A 20,732-nucleotide genomic window follows, 5' to 3' on the forward strand; every position below is an offset into this window, starting at 1 on the left:
TGCTATATCTATCTATCCCCAATCATTGCCTATGACTCTCTTAGAAGCAGAAGTTCACATCTCCTTACGAGAATTTTTACGACATCAGGGACAACCTATATGGGACCACCATTTAACTATGGCACGTTTGGTGTCTCGCGCGTTACGCTTGGATCGATCGGCTTTAATTCAAACGGGAAGCACTTTTTCTCGTTATGCGTTAAGTTATTTAGTGCCTTGTTTATTGAGCGATCGCCCTATTTTATTAGTGGTTCCTTTCAATATCCAACAAAAATTAATAGAGGAGGATATTCCTTATCTTCAGGGATGGTTAAATACGAATAAAGCGATCGCTACTGAAACGCAAGAGGTTGATTTTACAACGTTTAAGGGATTGTTTCTGGTTTCTCCTGATGTTTGGTTAGGCGATCGTTTAGATAATAGAGGTGGCTTTCCTGATGATATTTTAACTTTAATTGATCAAGCTGATTATTTGGAAGAATGGACAAAAAATCATTTAACTTTGACTATTTATCCTGATGATTGGCAACAATTACAACAAGAGTATTCTTCTTCTGGTAATTTAATTCAAGAAGTTAAGTTATTCTTGGAACAATCTATTTTTAGCCGTCCTAATAATCCTTATCAATGTTGTTTACTAGACAATGAAGAAAGAGAAAGTTTAGCTTATCTCTGTGATACCATTAATCATCATCCTTTATTACAAGGTTTTGCTGAATCTTTTAAGGATAATAATCAACTTTTATGGGCATCAATTAATCAAGATGATAAAACTTTTTTAATTAATTCTAGTCCTCTGGATGTTTCTGATATTTTATCACCCCATTTAGATAAGTCTACTATGGTTTTGATGGGAGGGTTTCTTGATAATCAAAAAATGGCTCCTATTTATCGAAAAACTATTGGTTTAAATCAAGATATTTTATGTTTAAAATTCTTTCCCCATCGTCAAAATGAATTGATTAATTTATATATTCGAGATCGTTTACCGATGCCGAATACTCCAGAATTTCATCAAGTATTAATTGAAGAGGTTAAAAAGCTTGTTTTTGGTTGCTATGAAAGCTTAAAACCTATTACTATTATTGTCGATGATGTTCCAGCAAAAGCTCAGGTTGCTACTTTTTTAGCAGCAGAATTTGGTTCACAAGTCAAGGTCGAAAATACAACAATTGATGAAGATAGTATTTTGATTAGTGGTTGGAAATTTTGGCATCAAAATCAAGGAAAATTACCCAATCCTCAATTATTAATTATTGCTACTTTACCAATACCTTCTCTAGAAAATCCTTTGGTTGCTGCTCAAGTTAATTACTGCAAAAAACAACATAAAGATTGGTTTCGCTTTTATCTTTTACCCACTGCTTTGACAGAAATACAAAGAGCAGTTATGCCTTTGAGAGAGTCTCAAGGAATTGTAGCATTGTTAGATAATAGAGTGAATTATCGTAGTTATGGAAATCTCATTTTAACGGCATTAGAACCCTATGCTAAACTTGATTATATTGATCTAAATTGGTTAGAAGATAAAATAAATATTTATTAATATTATTTAGTGTTTAATTATTGATAAAAAATGAACAAAATTAACAAAATTTTAGATATTATTACAGCTAGATTAAACGAAGAATGGATAATAGGCTATGATTCTCAACAGTTTTATAAACTCACTCAAAACTATCTGAAACAATTTACAGACTTAAAACAGAGTATTGATAATCCTAGAATTATATTAGTTAATAATAATAATAATTTTGAATTCCTAGCTGCTTTTTTAGCTAGTATTATGAGTGATTACCACGTTTTTTTGTGCGATAAAAAATGGCAAGAAAAAGAATGGAAAGAAGTTTTAAATTTAGTTAAACCCAATTTGATATTAGGATTAAATATTGATTATAATCTAGACAAATATACAAATAATTGGCAATTACCTAATAAAAACCTAATCATGATTCCCACAGGAGGGACATCAGGAAATATTCGTTTTGCTATCCATACTTGGGAAACTTTATCAGCATCGGTTCAAGGATTTATTGATTTTTTTGAGCTTGAAAAAGTAAACTCTTTTTGTGTATTACCCTTACATCATGTCAGTGGTTTAATGCAGTTTATGCGCTCTTTTTTAACTCGCGGTAAAATCATAATTTATCCATACAGCAATCTAAAAAAAGAAATATTTCCATCCTTAAATTTTGCAGACTATTTTATCTCATTAGTTCCCACACAACTACATTTTTTGTTAACTTTCAATCCAGAATTTTTAAAACAATTTAAAACTATTTTATTAGGAGGTGCGTCTCCCTGGAATTCTTTATTGACAAAAGCAAGAGAATATAAACTAAACCTTTCTCCTACTTATGGAATGACAGAAACAGCATCACAAGTTGTTACCTTGAAACCAGAAAATTTCCTACAAAATAATAAGAGTACAGGACAAATTTTACCCCATGCTCAAATTAATTTAACCAAAGAAAGACTGATTAAAATTAAAGCAAAATCTCTTTATTTTGGATATTATCCTAATTACCAACTAAAAGAACATTTAATAACCGATGATTTAGGTTATTTTGATGAAGAAAACTATTTATATATTTTAGGGAGAAACAGTCAAAAAATAATTACAGGAGGAGAAAATGTTTTCCCAAAAGAAATTGAAAATGTTATTTTAGAAACTAATCTAGTTCAAGATATTGCTATTATTGGAGTAGAAGATGAACAATGGGGAGAAGTAGTCACAGCCATATATGTCCCCCAAGATGAAAAAATAAATGTTAATCTTATTAAAAAGATAATCAAACAACAATTGAGTCCCGTTAAACAACCAAAATATTGGGTTCAAGTACAAAAATTACCACGAAATCAACAAGGTAAGTTAAACTATCAAATATTACAAAAAATTGCTAAAACCTACCTTAATCAAAAAAATCCTCTATAATCAGAAAAACAAAGCAGAGACTGCTAACTTCAGCCCCTGCCGTAACTGTCTATAAAATTCAGGTATTGTAATTAAATATCTGAATTTAATATATAGCTTCTTCTTGGTGGGTTTCGATGGTGCAATCAGAAGTAGGATAAGCAACACAGGTTAAAACAAACCCTGCTGCAATTTGGTCATCATCTAAGAAAGACTGATCGCTTTGGTCTACAGAACCAGAAGCAACTTTACCGGCACAGGTAGAACAAGCACCTGCACGACAAGAATAAGGTAAGTCAATTCCTTGTTCTTCTGCTACATCAAGGATGTACTCGTCTTCAGGTACATCGATGGTTGTGTTAATTCCTTCGGCTTCATTAACGAGAGTAACCTTGAAAGTTGCCATGATTGTGTCCTCTTCTAGAATAAAATAGGTTGCTTGAATGGGATAAGGAGCATTGCTCAGCATAACTATCTATACTGTGCTGAAACTCCTTAATCCTTAAGGAAAAAATTTAATACAATGCTTCTTCTTGGTGAGTTTCGATGACGCAGTCAGAGGTGGGATAAGCAACACAGGTTAAAACGTATCCTGCTTCGATTTGATCGTCATCTAAGAAAGACTGGTCGCTTTGATCTACGCTACCACTGATGATTTTACCAGCACAGGTAGAACAAGCACCTGCACGACAAGAATAAGGTAACTCAAGACCTTGTTCTTCTGCTACATCAATGATGTACTCATCTTCAGGTACTTCAATAGTTTGGTCAAGACCTTGCTCTGCGTTTTTTAAAGTAACTTTGTAAGTTGCCATGTTTCGAGTGTCCTCTTATCAAGTGATCGGATGGTGGTGTTCGTTTATGAAGCTTAAATAATTAAGCCTCAATAATAAGCTTCTGATCTGATAGTAAAACAAAAACTCCTCTAGTCAATAAGGCATTAGTAATGAGATTCTTAAATAAAGTTAAAATAAGTTTTGCTTATGTGTTGAAAGTAAGGCGTAAGTCTAGATTTTTTCAGGGTTGCATAGTCTATAACCTATAGTTAATAGTCCTTACACCTACATCTCCTCACTAATTTTTTATGGGATAAACTCTGACTTATTAGCATTAGTTATATTTATAATAGTGATTGATGACTTAAGTGGATATCTCAGTCATCAGTGATCAGTTTTTTAGTCTCTCCAACGCCTCCAGAAAAGTGAGATAATCAGTTAAGTATTTTACAGGGTAGGATAAGGATGTCTCTCACTTCTCAGCTTTCTCATCCAATTAAAGTTGGTATTGTCGGTACCGGATATGCAGCGAAACGACGGGCCGAAACGTTGATTGAAGATGAGCGATCTCAACTTTGTTCTGTGACTGGATATACCCCAGAAAATGTGGCTGATTTTTGTCAATCCTATCATGTTTCTTCTTATGAAAATTGGCAAGATTTAGTTACAGATAAAAGTTTAGATTTGGTGGTGATTTCTAACGCTAATCAATTACACGGAAAAATCACTAAACTTGCTTTAGAAAATAATAAAAATGTCATTATCGAATATCCTTTATCTTTAGACTATAAAGAAGCATTTGAATTATTAGAATTAGCTAAGAAAAAAGAGAAATTATTACATATTGAACACATCGAAATATTAGGAGGGATGCACCGAGCAGTTCAAAAACATTTATCGAAAATTGGCAAGGTATTTTATGGACGTTATACAACTATTGATATGAAAAATCCTGCACCCATAAGATGGACTTTTAATAAACAATTGTTTGGCTTTCCTTTCAAAGCAGCTTTACCGAGGATACACCGTTTTACGCACTTATTTGGAGAAGTAAAGAGCGTAAATTCTCATTTAAAGTATTGGGATAGAGAAGATAAAGATTATTATAATGGTTGTTTATGCACGGCTCAATTATTATTTGAAAATGAATTGACAGTGGACTTATTATATGGTAGAGGAGATATTTTTATGGTAAGCGATCGCACCTTTGAATTACATGGAGAAAGTGGTCAAATTATTTTTGAAGGAATAGAAGGAAAATTAATAACTTCAGAGGGAACCCAACGGATTGAATTAGAAAGTCGTCGGGGTTTATTTGCGTTAGATACGAGGATAGTTTTAGATCATTTATTTGACAATAAACCCCTATATATTAACCCAGAATCAAGTATTTATGCCCTAAAAGTTGGGGAAACTGCTTATCAATCTGCTATTTCAGGAAAGAGTGTTTATGTCTAAAACCGGTCAACTACCCTGTCATCCATCTCTTAAAAGAAGATGACTGTCATCTTTCCATATTATTTAGGTAAAATGAATGACTAAACCTGATGGTCAGTAAGATTAAGCTATGATTATAAATTATGCTTGATCATCAGACCGAACTGCCTGTTATTTAATTCTTCTATTGCTAGACAGTCAAAATCTAACCTAAGACACAATGACAACAGATAACATCCGACTACGTAACGAATTTATTAATACACAAGTAATCACCCGTGAAGGGGGTAAAAAGCTCGGGGTTGTTAAAGACATTTTAGTGGATATCGATCAACGAGAAGTTGTCGCTTTGGGACTACGGGACAATATGCTTTCTTTGTCTGGTATGCCCCAGTATATGTACATTACCAGTATTCGGCAAATCGGTGATGTCATTTTAGTTGACAATGAAGATGTGATCGAAACCGTTGAAATTGATCTTTACTCTCCTGTGATTAACTCAGAAGTTATCACAGAAGCAGGAGAACCCCTGGGCCGTGTGAGAGACTTCCAGTTTGACCTAGAAACCGGTCAAGTTTCTTCCATCATTATTGCTTCTCTAGGTTATCCACAAATTCCCGATCAAGTTCTCAGTACCTACGAGATACCTATGGAGGAAGTGGTTAGCAGTGGTCCCAACCGTTTAATTGTCTTTGAAGGGGCCGAGGAACGTTTAACCCAGTTGACTGTAGGTGTGTTAGAAAGATTAGGATTAGGTACTCCTCCTTGGGAAAAAGAAGACGAGGACTATCTCTATTCTCCCCCAACGGCCAAACCGGAAAATCAACTAGGAACTGGTATTCCCATCAAAACCCCCATACAAGCAAAACAACAGGTTGTTGAAGAACGTTGGGACGAAGACACCTGGGAACAACCTATTACCCCACCTCCTCCCAGACGACGCGAGGAGTCCATTCGTTATGAAGAATACGAGGATGACTACGAAGAGGATAACTGGGGAGAAACCCAACGGGAAGAACCTGTTTCTTATGAACCTCCCGTTCAAGAAAAAGAATACGAATATGATGATGTTCAAGGGGATATTTGGGACGACGATGTTGAACCGGAACCCTATAACCCCCGTCCTGTAAATATTCCTCAAAAACAAAAACAACCGGAATATTACGAAGAAGAAGCTTAAAAATTGTTAATCTAAAAGGTGGGTATTCCCACCTTTTTTGATAGTTTTATTCAGTATTTTGAGGTCAAATAAATTAGTAAAATGCTATTAAATTATAATCCTCGTCATTGTTTACCTTCTGCCGAAGAGTTACCAGACTCTGATGATACACCCGTGGATAATCAATTACAACACTTAATTCCTGGACTGTTAGAAGCTATTCTCGCTATTATTTGGTCAGAAAGAATGGACTGGTATTTTGGGGTAGATATGGGTATCTATTACGACCCCCAACAACCCACTGATGTTATTGTACCGGATGGTTTTTTAAGTATTGGAGTTCCCCGTATTATTGATTCAGACTTACGGTTATCCTATGTATTATGGGATGAACAGGTTATCCCGACAATGGTGTTAGAAGTGGTTTCTCAAACTAGAAGGGGAGAATATTCTAAAAAGAAAGAAGATTATGCAAAAATGGGGGTTTTATATTATGTGATTTATAACCCTTTACGGAAAAGAAAACCCCGTTTAGAAGTTTATCAATTAAATAATCAAGAATACGATTTATTAGAGGGAGAACCGGTTTGGTTATCAGAAATAGGTTTAGGTATTGGTAAAGAAATAGGAGTTTATCAAGGGGTTGAAAGAGAATGGTTATATTGGTATGATCGAGAAGGTAAGCGGTATTTTACTCCTGAAGAAAGGATTATAGAGGCTGAAGAAAAGGCTAAAAAATTAGAGGAAAAGTTAAGAAGTTTAGGGATTGATATTTCTGAGTTATCTTAAATAGTATAGTTGAAGAAGATAAGATAATCAATTTTAAAATTGGTTAACTGACTAAAATTTAAGCATCCAAAGATGATGTTTATTGAATAATTTGTTTTCCTATCTTTCCTCTTTTAACTGTTCATTGGTAACTGATAACTGATAACTGTTCACTGTTCTTTCCATCCTTCGATCGCACCTGCAACAAATGCACCAATAGTATTACTTTTCATTGCTTCTAATAATCCTTGTTTACAAGCTTTTATGGCTTTTTGTTTCCAAGTTGGATTAGTTTCAATTTGTTCTATAACAATACTAGCAATTTTCAAGCGATCGCTGGTATTATTATTAGGGTTAGTTTGGGAATTTTGTTCAATTAATCGATTGATTTTGTTAACTATTTCTTCTAAGTTTGATGATGATTCATTATTAATAACATCTCTTCCTGTATAGCTTTCTCCTATTGTTACATTATCTAATTGATTATTAGTATTATCACCGCTTCCTAAACTGGTTTGATTAATATTAGACATATTTCCTCCTGGAGATTTGATATTATATTGATTATACACTTGAATTAATTTATTTTCTCTATCTTCGATGATCATCTCTAAATCACTAATAATACTTTTTAAGTTAACTATAAGCTTCTTTAAAGACTCATTTTCTTGTTTGTCTTCTTTTAAGGTATTTATATGATCTTTGAGACTCTCAATAGTTTCATCTTTACTATGAATAGTTAATTTAATTTCTTTAATTTGTTCTTGATAAAGTTTGATAAGTTCTAGGTAATCATTAGGTTCCATTCTCTATCAATCACCTTATTCGTTTACTGTATCATTATTTTGACCAAAATTCATATTTAGACGTTCTTTATTATACTTATTTGTTAAATCTTCAAAAAATTCCAGTTGTTCGTTTAAATTATTAATTTGTTTTTGTTTTTGCTCAATTTGCATTTGTTTTGATTCGATAATTTCTTCTTTAGATTCTAGAATCGCCTCATATTTTTCTTCTATTAATTTTCTAGTCTTTTTATATTCTTTTTGTAGTTCCCTAATCATCTGACTAGAAACTTGATTTTGTGTAATATTCTGTTCTTCTTCTATTGTTTCAATTCCTTGTCCATCGGGTAATAATTTAATAGTTTTAATTGGTTGAGATTGATCGGGAAGATTAGCCAAAATGTCAACAATATTATCTAGACTGTTGATTTGTTGGTTACTAATATCAATTTCTTTCTCTTTCCCTGCTAATTTTTTTTGATAAGATGCTTCTATTTCTCTCAGGTTAAATTGATAATCTTGGATAAAATCTTGATGTATTTTTGCTTTATTTGCATCAGGAGAAACTTTAACTTTAATAACAACCATTCCTTCCCCTTTGTTTTCAATTGTTTCAATTTCTAAAGGTGTTTCTTGATGTTTAACTTGCACTTCTTTAAACGCAGATGCAAATGCTTTCCAGTTAATACCATTCTGAAAAATTAAAACAATACTATCTAAAACTTGTTTAAATAATTTACTAAATTCTCCTAGTTCAAAATCGCCACTACTGGGACGACGTTCTTGTTTATTGTTGAGAAAATAAACATATTGACAATCAATCTTATCTAAAATGGTACTCTGATCAATATTCCAGCCTTCTATACAAGCACCGGTTAAATAAACATGGGTTAAATTAGTATTAATAGCGTTTACTTCCGTTAAATTACTGTCTCTTAAATCAGCATTTTTAAAAGTAGCTTCGCTTAAGTCTGCTTGGGCAAAATTTGCCCCTTTTAGATTAGCATTATCCAAGTTTGCTCCCCGTAAATTTGCTTTAAAATAGTTCTTTTTATAGCCCATATTGGGGTTAATTAATAATTCTCTAACATGGGGTTGAGATAACAGGTTTTTACCTACTCTTGCTAAGTCCAGGTTCTTAACTCCTTGAAAACGAGTCCTTGTCAAAGATTTTGCCCGTAAATCGCAATTTTTCAGGGTTGCACCTGTAAAGTCTGCATCGGTTACTGTTGCGCTATAGAAACTTGTTCCTCCCCAGGAAGCAAAAGCAAGGGCAAACTCCCTTAACCAAGCGTCTCTAGGGTCTCCTTTTATGGTACGATAGGAGATAACACAGGCAAGAAGGGTTAACGCTACGGCTACGGATACGGCAAAGGCTACGGCTCCGGCTACGGCTCCGGCAAAGGCAAAAGCTACGGCTCCGGCAAAGGCAAAGGCTACGGATACGGCAAAGGCTACGGCTACGGCTCCGGCTACGGCTCCGGCTACGGCTACGGCTCCGGCAAAGGCAAAGGCAAAGGCTATGGCTCCGGCAAAGGCTACGGCAAAGGCCACGGCTACGACTCCGGCTACGGCAAAGGCTACGGCTCCGGCTACGGCAAAGGCAAAGGCTATGGCAAAGGCTCCGGCCGCCAAACCCTTACGATAAGATGTAACACAGAAGATGAAGAGAGAGGCAAGGGTTAATCCTCCCGATATTTTATATTCTATACCAGAACCATCAAAAATCCAAGAAATATAATATCCACTCCATCCCGATAAAAAGCCAGATAAAGCAACTAAAATCATGGCAGCTAATAGTAACAATATTTTAGATTTTAGTGTTAATCCTCCCTTAGCTTTAATAAACTTTGTTTCGGTTAAATTCGCTTCTTGAAAATTAGTTCCTCGGATATCACATTCACTAAAATCACACCCAGATAAGTCCTTTCCTCTAAAGTTTTGACCTCTTAAGTCTTGTCCTTTAAAGTCTCTTATTCCTTCTGTATATTGTTTGAAAATTTCAGTTGATTTCATAGTTATTTGTGATAAATAATAGTTTTTAGGATGTAGAAAGTCTTGACTCAAGAATTATTAAAAAAACTTTTGACTTCTGACTTCTGACTTCGTTAACCTCCCCATTCTTCTTGTCTTAATTGACGAACCCATTGAGAACTATCAGCTAAATCTTCTCTATCTTGCCACATTCCCAGAAAAGACTCATCTTCTAAAGGAGTTAAGCTTGACTTTTCTTCTTGTTCATTAGGAATAGAATGCAGTAATTTTTCCAAAAGTGCTTTTTGTTCATCCTCTGTTAAAGAATGAATAATTTGAACTAAAGAATCTAATAATTTACTATTCATTTTCACTACCTTCCTCTTCAACTGCACCATAACCTAATAAAATTGAACTCAACTCAACGACGTTACCAATAATAGCGATCGCAGGTGCTTCAAAATTAGCTGTTTCTACTTGTTCAATAATAGTTTCTAAAGTTCCTATTAACTGTTCTTGTTCGCTTCTTGTTCCCCAACGAATTAAAGCAATAGGAGTTGCAGAAGTTAAGCCACCTTTTTGTAATTTTGTAATAATATTAGGGAGGTTATGAACACCCATATAAATAACAATAGTTTCTGAACCTTGAGCGATCGCTTCCCAATTAATTTTAGGCCGATATTTTCCTACTGCTTCGTGACCGGTGACAAAAGTAACAGAAGAGCTATAACCGCGATGAGTGACAGGAATACCAGCATAAGCAGGGGCCGCAATACCAGAAGTAATTCCCGGAACCACTTCCACCGGAATACCTGCATTAACTAAGTCTTGCATCTCCTCTCCTCCCCGACCAAACACAAAGGGGTCACCACCTTTGAGACGAACCACCACAGGATATTGTCGCGCTTTTTCCATTAAAATTTGAGTAGTTTCTGCTTGTAACTTGGAGTGACGGCCGCGACGTTTCCCTGCGTGGATTTTAATCGCTTTTTCACCGATCATATCCAGTATGGGAGGGCTTACCAGCGCGTCATAAACCACCACATCAGCGTGTTCAAGCAAAGTTTTGCCTTTTATGGTCATTAACCCAGGATCACCCGGCCCTGCCCCCACTAAATAGACTTTACCTAAACAAGTTTCGCTGATATTTTGCGTCATTACGCGATTTCCTCTATTATTCAGTGATCAGTTATGAGTAACCAGTGATCAATTATGTTTTTATCCACTGATTTACCATCATTTGAGCGAGTTCTGGGGTTGCGCCTAAAGGTTGTCCTAAGTTAAATTGAACTTCGGGTAAACTTTCTTGTAATTGTTGAACTTGTTGGGCGATTATATTGGTAATGCCTCCTGTAAAGAGAAAATAAGGCACAATGGTGATTTGTTTTTTACCTTGTTTCACCAAGACGTTAACTTGCTCTGATAAACTAGGTTTGATACTCCAGTAAGCAACCTTAGCCTTTAATTTAGTTGCGATCGCTTCAACGGAAACATTTCCCCCTTGACGACGACTCCCATGAGAGATAATAATTCTAGCGTCTTGGGGATAGATTGATAACTGATGAGAGATAATCTTAATCAACCCTTCATAACTTCCTAAATAGGGACATAACTCTATTTTTATTGTAAGGCCAATTTTTTCTTGCGCTATAGCTATTTCTCTAGGGATATCTTCCCGAACATGAACCCCTGGTAAGAGAAATAAAGGAACAATTTTCAGGGTTTTAATGCCTACTGTTTCTAGTTTAATGGCAAATTGTTGAATTTTCGTAGATAAAGGAACCTCAGATAATTCTAGAGATGCTGTTTGTACCATCGTTACAGGAGATAATACCGCGCAATGGCCGTCTTTATCTGGGTTGTTTGTTTTATTGGTAGAAAATTGTAGTTGTTCTTCTACTAAATAGGATAATCGTTCTAAAGCAATTTGTGGCCGAGGATCACGACTACCGTGGGAAACAAGGAGATAAGCTGATGTTAAAGTCAAGGGATTTATAGATATTTGTCTATGTTTATTAGTTTAGTTTAATCCCATTTTCATGAACTTAGGCTACAGATATGTACATTGTAGGGCTTAACTGCCGTTGATCTCCACAAAAATTGGCATAAGTGATGAAAAAGCAGAGCCTAAGATGTCAAAATAGTATACAACGATCCAACGAAGATGGTAAAAAGCAAACCATTTTCACCAACCCTGCACTTTTACTTTTAGGGCAGGGATTGCCTAGACCAATCTAAGTGACGTAAGAGGTGAATACCGCATTGAGACACAGCTTGGTACACACTTCCGAATGCTTCCCTAGTTCGGACTATCTGTAAACCTAATTGGTGAGGTGCTATTGGACAGGACATCTTAGTTGTGTTGCGGGAGGGGACTTAAACGAGTTAGGGGGTTCTCGGCCTTATCGGCATACTAAAACCCCCTCCCGTAAGGGATATGTAAAGCCGTCCAAATAGGACGGGGTTTCAAAGCCAAAATTTCTGATGAATTTAAGCGATATTACTCATCCTAACCAGCTACACGGTTTATCAATTCGACAATTAGAAGACGTTTCCCGTCAAATTCGAGAAAAGCATTTAGAAACCATTGCTGCCAGTGGAGGACACCTTGGCCCAGGGTTAGGGGTGGTAGAATTGACCGTTGCCCTCTATCAAACCCTCGATCTCGATCGCGATAAAGTGATCTGGGATGTGGGCCACCAAGCCTATCCCCATAAAATGTTAACCGGTCGTTATCACCGTTTTCATACCCTACGGCAAAAGGATGGCATTGCTGGCTACCTAAAACGCTGCGAAAGCGAATTTGATCATTTTGGTGCTGGACACGCTTCTACCAGCATTTCTGCCGGCTTAGGGATGGCATTAGCGAGAGACGCAAAGGGAGAAGATTATAAAGTTGTCTCTATCATTGGTGATGGCGCGTTAACTGGTGGTATGGCCCTGGAAGCTATTAACCACGCCGGACATTTACCCCACACTAATTTAATGGTGGTGTTGAACGATAACGAAATGTCCATTTCTCCCAACGTTGGGGCTATTTCTCGCTATCTCAACAAAGTTCGTTTGAGTGATCCGGTGCAGTTTCTCTCCGATAACCTGGAAGAACAATTTAAACATTTACCCTTCTTTGGAGAGTCTTTAACCCCTGATATGGAACGGGTTAAAGAAGGTATGAAACGCCTGGCCATGCCTAAAGTTGGGGCTGTGATCGAAGAATTGGGCTTTAAGTATTTTGGCCCTATTGATGGTCATAACTTAGAGGAACTGATTTCTACCTTTAAACAGGCCCATAAAACCCCTGGCCCTGTGTTTGTTCATGTAGCTACTGTCAAAGGTAAAGGCTACGAACTTGCAGAAAAAGATCAGGTGGGCTACCATGCTCAAAGTCCTTTTAATTTGGCTACCGGTAAGGCTATTCCTTCCAATAAACCCAAACCCCCCAGTTATTCCAAAGTTTTCGCCCATACCCTGACAACCTTAGCGCAAAATAATCCCAAAATTATCGGTATCACTGCAGCTATGGCCACAGGAACCGGTTTAGATAAACTCCATGCTAAACTCCCTAAACAGTATATTGATGTGGGTATTGCTGAACAACACGCGGTGACTTTGGCTGCCGGGTTAGCTTGTGAAGGTATACGCCCTGTAGTTGCAATTTACTCCACTTTCTTACAACGGGCTTACGATCAGGTTTTACACGATGTTTGCATCCAAAACCTTCCCGTTTTCCTCTGTTTAGATCGCGCCGGTATTGTTGGGGCCGACGGACCAACTCACCAAGGATTATACGATATTTCTTATCTGCGTTGTATTCCTAATTTAACCATCATGGCCCCCAAAGATGAGGCGGAGTTACAGCGTATGGTGGTAACAGGGATTAATTATACCGATGGACCCATTGCTATGCGTTATCCTCGTGGTAGTGGCGTGGGTGTTCCTTTGATGGAAGAAGGTTGGGAACCCATTCCTGTGGGCAAAGGAGAAATTCTTCGCAACGGTGATGATGTGCTTCTCGTTGCTTATGGAACTATGGTTCATCAGTCTTTACAAGTGGCTGAACTACTGAAGGAACACGGTGTTGAAGCAACGGTAATTAATGCCCGTTTTGTTAAACCTTTGGATACCGAGTTAATTGTACCTTTAGCGCAACGCATTGGTAAGGTAGTTACTTTGGAAGAAGGTTCTTTAATGGGTGGTTTTGGTTCAGCAGTTGCTGAAGCTTTACTGGATAATGATGTGGTTGTCCCCATTAAACGGTTTGGGGTTCCTGATAAATTAGTTGATCATGCTAAACCTGATCAATCAAAGGCTGATTTAGGTTTAACCAGTCCTCAAATTGCTGAACAAATCAGACAACTTTTCTTTAAGGTAGCACAACCTTCTGTGGTGGTTTAACCTTACATAATTTTTATGGGGGGAGTTTCTTAATTCCTCCTATTTGTTCAAAACCCTAGCACTAGGGTTTTTTGTATCTTTAAACCTGTCATTCTCAGGAACTCCGAATCTCTTTAAGGTTTGAAAGTTCCTCCTCGAATAAACCAACCAATAAACCCACTAAAAACAGCAGTCACAGTAATAATTAAAAACTGTCTCCAGTTTTTTAACTCTCCTACTTTTTCAGCTAAGTCAGGAATCTTATCAATGGGAGTTTTCCAGTCTTCTAAACGGGTTTCTACAATAGCTAATCTTTTATCAATACCTGTTAATTTCTCTGTTAAGTGTTCTTTTAAATCAGCTTGACCTTTTTCTAACACTTTCTGATTATTTATGATCATTTCCAATGTTTTATTATTATCGATGATCAGATTTTTTAATTCTTTGAGGTCATTTTCGGTGACTGTTGACATTATGCTAGAGTCAAATTAGTTATAGTTTATGTTACTTATATCTTATCCTATTTTTAGTAAGGTGGGCAGTGCATAAGCCTACAATCTATAATATTAATTAATCAAAAAACTGATCACTGATCACCGGTAACTGATAACTGAAAAAAATGCTATATTGTCTCAACCCTAGTTGCAATAAACCAGAAAATCCTGATAACAATATAAAGTGTCATGGATGTGGTGAAAACTTACGTCAAAGCAGTCAAGAATATATTTTTCAACTTCACTATAAAATAATCAAAAAACTTGGAGAAGGTGCTTTTGGGAGAACATATTTAGCTGAAGATCAGCACTTAATGGATGAAAAAAGAGTTATTAAAAAGTTAGTAACTGTCATGCAAGGTGGTGCTTTACAGAAGGCAAAAGAACTGTTTAAACGGGAAGCAAAACGTCTCTATGAATTAAACCATCCCCAAATCCCTAAACTTCATGCTTATTTTGAACATCAAAATGATTTTTATCTGGTTCAAGAATTTATTGAAGGTGACACATTATTTGATGAAGTTTGGCAAAAAGGGCGGTTTAGTGAAGGAAAAATCAAACAATTTTTAAGAGAATTATTGCCTATTTTGGACTATCTTCATAAACAAAAAATATTACACCGAGATATTAAACCAGAAAATATCATGCGTCGGGTTGCACCTAATAATTACGGCGCGGAAAAAACAGCAGAATTAGTATTGATAGATTTTGGTGCATCAAAACAAGTAAGTACCACTATGAAGTCTGTCCCAGGAACCCAAATATATACGATGGGTTATGCAGCAATGGAACAAATGCAAGGTAGGGCAAAACCTTCTAGTGATATTTATAGTTTAGGGGTAACAGCAGTTAGATTATTAACTAAATGTTTTCCCGATGATGAAGATGAATATGGCAATACTATTGATAAATTATTAGATGAAAATCATATTAATTGGCGATGGAGAGAATACGCACAAGAACAAGGAATAACTATTAATCAAGGTTTAGCAGATATTTTAGATAAAATGTTAGCTCAGAATATAACAAACCGCTATCAAACAGCAGAAGCAGTATTAAATGACTTAAATAGTTTAGATACACCTCAAGTTACAACTTCACCAACGGTTACACAAACTACGCCTAAACCTCCTCAGAAAAAAACTACAAATCCCCTTTTAGTAACTCCTCCTTCTCCTCAAATATCAACACACCAAACTACACCAGACCCATTAGAAAAATATTTACAAACAGTTTCCTTTGAAACAGTAAAAGTTAATGCTAGAGGACAGATAATAAACCGTGAAACCAGACAAGCAGAATGTTTCACAGAAATGTTACCTGGAGGAGTGAAACTAGAGATGATGAAAATACCAGGAGGTACGTTTATGATGGGGACAAATGATGCAGAAATAGAAAGACTATGTAAGGAGTTGAGTTTGGGAGGGTCTAAAAGAGAAAGTCCTCAACATCTCGTGACCATTCAACCATTTTTTATGAGTAAATATCCTATTACGCAAGAACAATGGAAATTGATAGCTTCTGATACGACCCTAAAAGTTAATCAAGATTTAGATTTTAATCCTTCATCTTTTAAAGGTAATAAAAATCCTGTTGAGCAAGTAAGCTGGTATGACTGTGTAGAGTTTTGTGACAGACTCTCTCAATTCAAAAAACACAATAGTAAGATACCGAGAACCTATCAATTACCCAGTGAAGCACAGTGGGAGTATGGTTGTCGTGCAGGAACAACAACCCCCTTTTATTTTGGGAAGACAATCACAACAGAGTTAGCTAACTACAATGGTAACCATCTTCCCTATGCACAGGAAAACAAGGGGTCATGTAGAAGAAAAACGACCCCTGTAGGGTCTTTTCCACCCAATGGGTTTGGGTTATATGATATGCACGGTAACGTCTGGGAATGGTGTCTTGATGATCGCCATTATAACTATGAAGGTGCGCCCAATGATGGTAGTGCTTGGACTTTCAATAACAAAAATACTACAAAAATATTACGCGGCGGTTCGTACGGCTCTCCTCCGCGCGATTGCCGGTCTGCGTATCGCTACTGCAGCTTCGGCGCTTACGACTATGGTTTTCGTGTTGTGTGTATTTTCCCCAGGACTTCTTAACCGTTTGTACTCTTGCCCTTTTGCCCTCTTTTTTTCCGCCTGATGGCGGATGGATTTATTTATTATTATTTTTGTACTAAATATTTAGTACAGTAGGGGTCAACGGCCGTTGACCCCTACAAATAGGTTTTAGTTTCGGTTTAATGTAGGGTTTGGGTTAAGGTTTCAACAACAGATAAGGGAGTCTAAACAATGCCGTTACTATTCCCCCAATAACGGCACTAATACCACCAACGATTAAAGGGAGAATCAGAGAGCGAAAACCTTTTAGGTCAGATACTTCTTTAACTACAGTATTTTGAACAGTTTTAAGGTCTCTAACGTCTTCCTTGAGGTTTTTTACTTCTGTCTTTATTTCTGCTAAGTCAACCTCGATGGTTGTTAGTTTTTCTGATTGTTTATCTAGCTTGGTGTTTACTTCTTTAATATCCTGCTTAAGTTCTTTCAGGACTTCTACCAGGTCATCCCTAACTGTAACAGGGTCATTCATGAGTTAAAATCCTAATAGTATTAGTTTTATTTAGTCTCCTTGGTTACCGCTAGGGGACTGCTTTTATTTTAGAGGTTAACTCGATTTAGTTGAACAGTTTTAGTAATTCCAATGATTAAGAGAAAAGAACTGATTAGCCAAGGGAATTGAAGAAGCTTCGAGATTCGCTATGGCTTTAAGTATCTCTTGACGACTCATATTTTTAGAGTAATTATAATCATTCCGAATAACAAAAATACCTGAGTGTGCTATATTTTCCTCATGAAGCTCCTCAAAATCTTTACAGTTGTGGGTAACGATAATGCGTCCTGTTTCTATTGCATAATTTAAAACAATCAAATCACTCTTTCCACTCAAACCTACTTCATTTACGGTTACTACATCATGACCAGCTTTTCTCAAAAGTTTAACCAAAGGTTTAGATAAAGAATCTTCATCAATTAACAACTTTAGGCTCAAGGGATATACCTCGCTCTTCTAAATAACGACGTTCTGAATCAGCTTCAGAAGTGATAAGTTCTTGATGAGTTTCACAATATTCAATCACTTCTTGTAGAGCATCAAGTGTAATATCCCAATTATCAGCAGTTTCTTCTAGAGTATCACCATTTACCATCATGTCACTCCATACTCCAAAAGCTGTTAATTTCCGACCCTTAATATAAAGCTGCTTTCGCCAAGAGTCAGGACGGGTTTCAAGATATTGCCACTGTGTTTTTGTTGGCTGGTTTGTCATATTTTTGACTCAAATTATTTCTTATTCTATTATTATAGCAATCAGGTTTCAGTTGTGAGAAAATTAGGAGAAGAATTTAACAATGTTAAATCCCTACAAGGGTGTATTCTTAGGGACATAATAGTATTATGTCCTGATATGTTTTCGCTTCTCACATATCATTACTGACTACTATAGCTCATTGTCTTTAATTAAATGCTCAAAAAATCATGAAAATAGAACTAAAAGAACTTCCAGAAAATCAGGAAATATTAGAAGTTTTATCCAGAGAAAACCAAGAGATAATTATTACAAAAAATGCTCAGGCAATTTATAAACTAACTAGAATCAATCAATCAACTACCAAACGTCGTAATCGTGGCAGTGCCAAAGGTTTAATAACAATGAGTAGTGATTTTGATGAACCATTACCCGAATTTACAGAATATATGTAATGAAATATTTATTGGATACTCATACTTTCCTCTGATTTGTTAACGATAGTGACGAAATACCTGAACAACTTTTTAATTTACTAGAATCCGATGTTGATTTATTCTTAAGTATTGCTAGTCTGTGGGAAACAGCGATTAAAGTTAATATTGGTAAATTAACTTTACCGAAACTATATGCCAATTTTGTTAGTGAACAAATCAAACTAAATGATATCGAAATTTTGCCTATTTCGTTAGAGCATTTAAACGTGATTTCGACTTTGCCTCTATATCATAAAGATCCTTTTGATAGATTCATTATTGCCCAAAGTTTAGTAGAAAATTTGACAGTTATTAGTAAAGATTCTGCTTTTGATGCTTATCCTATTACAAAACTATGGGAAGTTTCCCCATAGTGAAGATATTTTTTAGTTACAAATATATCTTTTATATCCGTAACCATCAATATAAGGATAATTTGTTGTATCAAGAGTACAATTATTTAACTCAATTTCTGCATTAAAATTGACTGTCCAAACGTCTAAAGGTTTAGATAAATTATTAACTGTTTCTTGTAGCTTTATGGTTGATTGTGGATCATTATCTATTGTTTGATGAATGAATAAAAAGGAGAGATTTTCTAATTCATTTTGATTATTTTGTTTAACTATACCTTCTGTCTCCTGCCTTCCGTTTCCTACTGCCTTCTTTAATTCTAATCCTATTCCCATCATTTCTCCTACTTGAACTAAACTTTTATGAGTGGTAGCTATAAGAACAGGTTGGGATGAATTTTCTTTAATAACTGATATTAATTGTTCGGGACGATAATATTTTTGATATCCTAAATTAATCATGACGGTTACTGCACCTAAAAATCCCATAAACCATACTGCATAAAAGGCTAATTTACCGTTACAGTTCAATTGATCATATATTTTACTCAGTAAAATTAAGGGATTAATTGTTTCTTTTGCTTGCAATTGTTCATTTTCTTGTTTAATTTCGTGCCAGAAAATTCCTAAACTTGTTCCTACTAATACTATCACCGCAGGAAAATAAGTAAAACTATAACGAGCAGCACGAGTTAGGTCAACGCCAACTCCATAAGTTATGATTAAAAATAAAGCAATAACTCCACCAATAAACGTCATTAAAATTAACAGTGAAAGACGAAATTGATTTAACTGTAATCCTTTTTTAAGACCTCTAATACTGTAAGGAATTAACCAGATAAAAAATAACAGTAAAATTAAACCAGAAAGAATAACAATAGGAATAGAATCAGATTCAACTGGTAATAAAGAAATCATCGGAATCCAAACCGCTAATAACTGTAATGGAGGACTAATTGCATATAAAATATGGCTCAAAGGATGAATCCAAGTAATCATATTATTACCGTAACCATGAGAAATAGCTAACAACATCCAAACTAAACCCGTAGCAGATGTTCCGAGAATAGCTGCCAAAATACGGATAATATTTCTCTTACTTAACTGTGAAAAATTGTTTTTATATTTAACATAAATAAGGACAGCTAACGTTATAATTTCTCCAATGAGAGTTAAAACAAAGAAATAATGAACCGATAAACCCAAACTATTAACTAAAATCCAGCTAAATACTAACCATAAAGGAATAATCGACTGTTGATAAAGATGTCTGATTGTCAAGATTAAACATATTAAAGAAGCAATCACAAATAAAATACTTAAAGTGTAATGACGGGCTTCCTGTGCCAAGAAAATACCAAACGGAGAAACCGCCATTAAACTAGCACTAATTTGCCCAATTAAACGAGAACGAAAAGCAATTTTTCCTAAAAAATAAACCCCAGGAATTGATAAAACTCCCAATAAAACAGGAAGCGATCGCATCACTCCCACATCCACATATTCTCCCACATTTTGCCACAAATGAACCCATAAATGAACTAAAACGAAATATAAAGGAGGATGATTATCTTCTTGTAGCAATAAGGAAACAACATTACCTATTCCTACGTCGCCACTAACACGAAGTGGTTGCAAAAGGGTATCTAATGAAATAACCTGATTCAGAGGAACTGATCGGAAATCATTTCCTAAACTAAACACCATTGTGGCAAATTCATCAGTCCAAGGCGGTTTAGCGTCCAAATTTGTAAATCGGAGAATGCCACCAAAAACCATCCATAACCCTAATAAGACCCAATCATTGACTTGGGAAAGCTTATTTATCCACTGTTTAGACGACTCAACTTTTAACACAGAAAATCCTCACAACCAAACTTTAAATAAAATAACCTAAATTTAC

21 protein-coding genes are annotated in these 20,732 nt (G+C 35.7%); 9 read left to right on the top strand and 12 right to left on the bottom strand.

All coding sequences use genetic code 11. The features are described 5' to 3' along the window. Positions 1 to 31 precede the first annotated feature (31 nt). Positions 32 to 1,546 (top strand): helicase C-terminal domain-containing protein, encoded by a 1,515-nt coding sequence (locus tag QNJ66_RS04390; protein ID WP_300503543.1) that lies wholly within the window; start codon positions 32 to 34, stop codon positions 1,544 to 1,546. A gap of 39 nt (positions 1,547 to 1,585) precedes the next feature. Next, positions 1,586 to 2,935, top strand: coding sequence for a 2-succinylbenzoate--CoA ligase (locus tag QNJ66_RS04395; RefSeq protein WP_300503545.1), 1,350 nt, complete (start codon positions 1,586 to 1,588; stop codon positions 2,933 to 2,935). A gap of 85 nt (positions 2,936 to 3,020) precedes the next feature. Here QNJ66_RS04395 and QNJ66_RS04400 read toward each other — a convergent pair whose 3' ends face one another. Both QNJ66_RS04400 and QNJ66_RS04405 read right to left on the bottom strand, forming a co-directional pair. Next, complete coding sequence (locus tag QNJ66_RS04400; RefSeq protein ID WP_300503547.1) at positions 3,021 to 3,320, bottom strand: ferredoxin; 300 nt, start codon at positions 3,318 to 3,320, stop codon at positions 3,021 to 3,023. A gap of 109 nt (positions 3,321 to 3,429) precedes the next feature. Continuing rightward, entirely contained in the window at positions 3,430 to 3,729 is a 300-nt protein-coding gene (locus QNJ66_RS04405; protein ID WP_300503402.1) for a ferredoxin, read from the bottom strand. A gap of 426 nt (positions 3,730 to 4,155) precedes the next feature. On the opposite strand from QNJ66_RS04405, the gene QNJ66_RS04410 reads away from it, so the two are divergent. The 3 genes from QNJ66_RS04410 (at position 4,156) to QNJ66_RS04420 (ending at position 7,075) form a co-directional block, all read left to right on the top strand. Further along, positions 4,156 to 5,148, top strand: coding sequence for a Gfo/Idh/MocA family oxidoreductase (locus QNJ66_RS04410; RefSeq protein WP_300503404.1), 993 nt, complete (start codon positions 4,156 to 4,158; stop codon positions 5,146 to 5,148). Positions 5,149 to 5,347: 199 nt separating this feature from the next. Further along, positions 5,348 to 6,307 carry a PRC-barrel domain-containing protein gene (locus QNJ66_RS04415; protein ID WP_300503406.1) on the top strand — a complete coding sequence of 320 codons (960 nt, stop codon included), beginning with the start codon at positions 5,348 to 5,350 and terminating at the stop codon, positions 6,305 to 6,307. 81 nt (positions 6,308 to 6,388) lie between these two features. Next, positions 6,389 to 7,075: a Uma2 family endonuclease gene (locus tag QNJ66_RS04420; protein ID WP_300503408.1), complete on the top strand. Its 687-nt coding sequence runs from the start codon at positions 6,389 to 6,391 to the stop codon at positions 7,073 to 7,075. 149 nt (positions 7,076 to 7,224) lie between these two features. Here QNJ66_RS04420 and QNJ66_RS04425 read toward each other — a convergent pair whose 3' ends face one another. The 5 genes from QNJ66_RS04425 to QNJ66_RS04445 form a co-directional block, all read right to left on the bottom strand. Continuing rightward, entirely contained in the window at positions 7,225 to 7,860 is a 636-nt protein-coding gene (locus QNJ66_RS04425; protein WP_300503409.1) for a hypothetical protein, read from the bottom strand. Between the two features lie 15 nt (positions 7,861 to 7,875). Further along, the gene (locus tag QNJ66_RS04430) at positions 7,876 to 9,855 is read right to left on the bottom strand and encodes a pentapeptide repeat-containing protein (RefSeq protein WP_300503411.1); all 1,980 of its coding nucleotides are present in this window, start codon (positions 9,853 to 9,855) and stop codon (positions 7,876 to 7,878) included. Positions 9,856 to 9,947: 92 nt separating this feature from the next. Beyond that, positions 9,948 to 10,181 (bottom strand): hypothetical protein, encoded by a 234-nt coding sequence (locus QNJ66_RS04435; protein ID WP_300503413.1) that lies wholly within the window; start codon positions 10,179 to 10,181, stop codon positions 9,948 to 9,950. Further along, on the bottom strand, positions 10,174 to 10,971 hold the full coding sequence (cobA, locus tag QNJ66_RS04440) for a uroporphyrinogen-III C-methyltransferase (protein WP_300503415.1): 798 nt from the start codon (positions 10,969 to 10,971) through the stop codon (positions 10,174 to 10,176). The genes QNJ66_RS04435 and cobA overlap by 8 nt, the downstream gene beginning before the upstream one ends. A gap of 52 nt (positions 10,972 to 11,023) precedes the next feature. After that, positions 11,024 to 11,800: a sirohydrochlorin chelatase gene (locus QNJ66_RS04445; protein ID WP_300503417.1), complete on the bottom strand. Its 777-nt coding sequence runs from the start codon at positions 11,798 to 11,800 to the stop codon at positions 11,024 to 11,026. Positions 11,801 to 12,297: 497 nt separating this feature from the next. Between QNJ66_RS04445 and dxs the strand changes: the two genes are divergently transcribed. After that, the gene (gene dxs / locus QNJ66_RS04450) at positions 12,298 to 14,208 is read left to right on the top strand and encodes a 1-deoxy-D-xylulose-5-phosphate synthase (RefSeq protein WP_300503418.1); all 1,911 of its coding nucleotides are present in this window, start codon (positions 12,298 to 12,300) and stop codon (positions 14,206 to 14,208) included. A gap of 113 nt (positions 14,209 to 14,321) precedes the next feature. Here the strand turns inward: dxs and QNJ66_RS04455 are convergent, their stop codons facing one another. Next, on the bottom strand, positions 14,322 to 14,660 hold the full coding sequence (locus QNJ66_RS04455) for a hypothetical protein (RefSeq protein WP_300503420.1): 339 nt from the start codon (positions 14,658 to 14,660) through the stop codon (positions 14,322 to 14,324). Between the two features lie 146 nt (positions 14,661 to 14,806). Between QNJ66_RS04455 and QNJ66_RS04460 the strand changes: the two genes are divergently transcribed. Then, on the top strand, positions 14,807 to 16,795 hold the full coding sequence (locus tag QNJ66_RS04460; protein WP_300503422.1) for a bifunctional serine/threonine-protein kinase/formylglycine-generating enzyme family protein: 1,989 nt from the start codon (positions 14,807 to 14,809) through the stop codon (positions 16,793 to 16,795). Between the two features lie 157 nt (positions 16,796 to 16,952). On the opposite strand, the gene QNJ66_RS04465 is transcribed toward QNJ66_RS04460, so the two are convergent. The 3 genes from QNJ66_RS04465 to QNJ66_RS04475 form a co-directional block, all read right to left on the bottom strand. Continuing rightward, positions 16,953 to 17,285, bottom strand: a complete 333-nt coding sequence (locus QNJ66_RS04465) for a shikimate dehydrogenase (protein ID WP_300503424.1) — start codon at positions 17,283 to 17,285, stop codon at positions 16,953 to 16,955. A gap of 99 nt (positions 17,286 to 17,384) precedes the next feature. Then, the gene (locus tag QNJ66_RS04470; RefSeq protein ID WP_300503426.1) at positions 17,385 to 17,744 is read right to left on the bottom strand and encodes a DUF5615 family PIN-like protein; all 360 of its coding nucleotides are present in this window, start codon (positions 17,742 to 17,744) and stop codon (positions 17,385 to 17,387) included. After that, the gene (locus QNJ66_RS04475) at positions 17,722 to 18,021 is read right to left on the bottom strand and encodes a hypothetical protein (RefSeq protein ID WP_300503428.1); all 300 of its coding nucleotides are present in this window, start codon (positions 18,019 to 18,021) and stop codon (positions 17,722 to 17,724) included. The genes QNJ66_RS04470 and QNJ66_RS04475 overlap by 23 nt, the downstream gene beginning before the upstream one ends. A 209-nt stretch (positions 18,022 to 18,230) precedes the next feature. Here QNJ66_RS04475 and QNJ66_RS04480 point away from each other — a divergent pair, with 209 nt between their 5' ends. Together QNJ66_RS04480 and QNJ66_RS04485 are read left to right on the top strand one after the other, a co-directional pair. Next, entirely contained in the window at positions 18,231 to 18,455 is a 225-nt protein-coding gene (locus QNJ66_RS04480; protein ID WP_300503430.1) for a DUF2281 domain-containing protein, read from the top strand. A gap of 56 nt (positions 18,456 to 18,511) precedes the next feature. Then, on the top strand, positions 18,512 to 18,850 hold the full coding sequence (locus tag QNJ66_RS04485) for a type II toxin-antitoxin system VapC family toxin (RefSeq protein ID WP_300503548.1): 339 nt from the start codon (positions 18,512 to 18,514) through the stop codon (positions 18,848 to 18,850). A 12-nt stretch (positions 18,851 to 18,862) separates the two neighbouring features. Here QNJ66_RS04485 and QNJ66_RS04490 read toward each other — a convergent pair whose 3' ends face one another. Beyond that, on the bottom strand, positions 18,863 to 20,686 hold the full coding sequence (locus QNJ66_RS04490; RefSeq protein ID WP_300503432.1) for a glycosyltransferase: 1,824 nt from the start codon (positions 20,684 to 20,686) through the stop codon (positions 18,863 to 18,865). Positions 20,687 to 20,732 lie beyond the last annotated feature (46 nt).

Source organism: Crocosphaera sp., from assembly GCF_030064895.1.
Classification (GTDB): domain Bacteria; phylum Cyanobacteriota; class Cyanobacteriia; order Cyanobacteriales; family Microcystaceae; genus Crocosphaera.

Bases quoted from the DNA above. Each gene is read 5' to 3' on its own strand.
- QNJ66_RS04390 (WP_300503543.1), top strand. From the start codon at position 32: ATGACTCTCTTAGAAGCAGAAGTTCACATCTCCTTACGAGAATTTTTA.
- QNJ66_RS04465 (WP_300503424.1), bottom strand. From the start codon at position 17,285: ATGAATGACCCTGTTACAGTTAGGGATGACCTGGTAGAAGTCCTGAAA.
- QNJ66_RS04480 (WP_300503430.1), top strand. From the start codon at position 18,231: ATGAAAATAGAACTAAAAGAACTTCCAGAAAATCAGGAAATATTAGAA.
- QNJ66_RS04405 (WP_300503402.1), bottom strand. From the start codon at position 3,729: ATGGCAACTTACAAAGTTACTTTAAAAAACGCAGAGCAAGGTCTTGAC.
- QNJ66_RS04435 (WP_300503413.1), bottom strand. From the start codon at position 10,181: ATGAATAGTAAATTATTAGATTCTTTAGTTCAAATTATTCATTCTTTA.
- QNJ66_RS04475 (WP_300503428.1), bottom strand. From the start codon at position 18,021: ATGACAAACCAGCCAACAAAAACACAGTGGCAATATCTTGAAACCCGT.
- dxs (WP_300503418.1), top strand. From the start codon at position 12,298: ATGAATTTAAGCGATATTACTCATCCTAACCAGCTACACGGTTTATCA.
- QNJ66_RS04420 (WP_300503408.1), top strand. From the start codon at position 6,389: ATGCTATTAAATTATAATCCTCGTCATTGTTTACCTTCTGCCGAAGAG.
- QNJ66_RS04400 (WP_300503547.1), bottom strand. From the start codon at position 3,320: ATGGCAACTTTCAAGGTTACTCTCGTTAATGAAGCCGAAGGAATTAAC.
- cobA (WP_300503415.1), bottom strand. From the start codon at position 10,971: ATGACGCAAAATATCAGCGAAACTTGTTTAGGTAAAGTCTATTTAGTG.
- QNJ66_RS04460 (WP_300503422.1), top strand. From the start codon at position 14,807: ATGCTATATTGTCTCAACCCTAGTTGCAATAAACCAGAAAATCCTGAT.
- QNJ66_RS04415 (WP_300503406.1), top strand. From the start codon at position 5,348: ATGACAACAGATAACATCCGACTACGTAACGAATTTATTAATACACAA.
- QNJ66_RS04430 (WP_300503411.1), bottom strand. From the start codon at position 9,855: ATGAAATCAACTGAAATTTTCAAACAATATACAGAAGGAATAAGAGAC.
- QNJ66_RS04425 (WP_300503409.1), bottom strand. From the start codon at position 7,860: ATGGAACCTAATGATTACCTAGAACTTATCAAACTTTATCAAGAACAA.
- QNJ66_RS04410 (WP_300503404.1), top strand. From the start codon at position 4,156: ATGTCTCTCACTTCTCAGCTTTCTCATCCAATTAAAGTTGGTATTGTC.
- QNJ66_RS04455 (WP_300503420.1), bottom strand. From the start codon at position 14,660: ATGTCAACAGTCACCGAAAATGACCTCAAAGAATTAAAAAATCTGATC.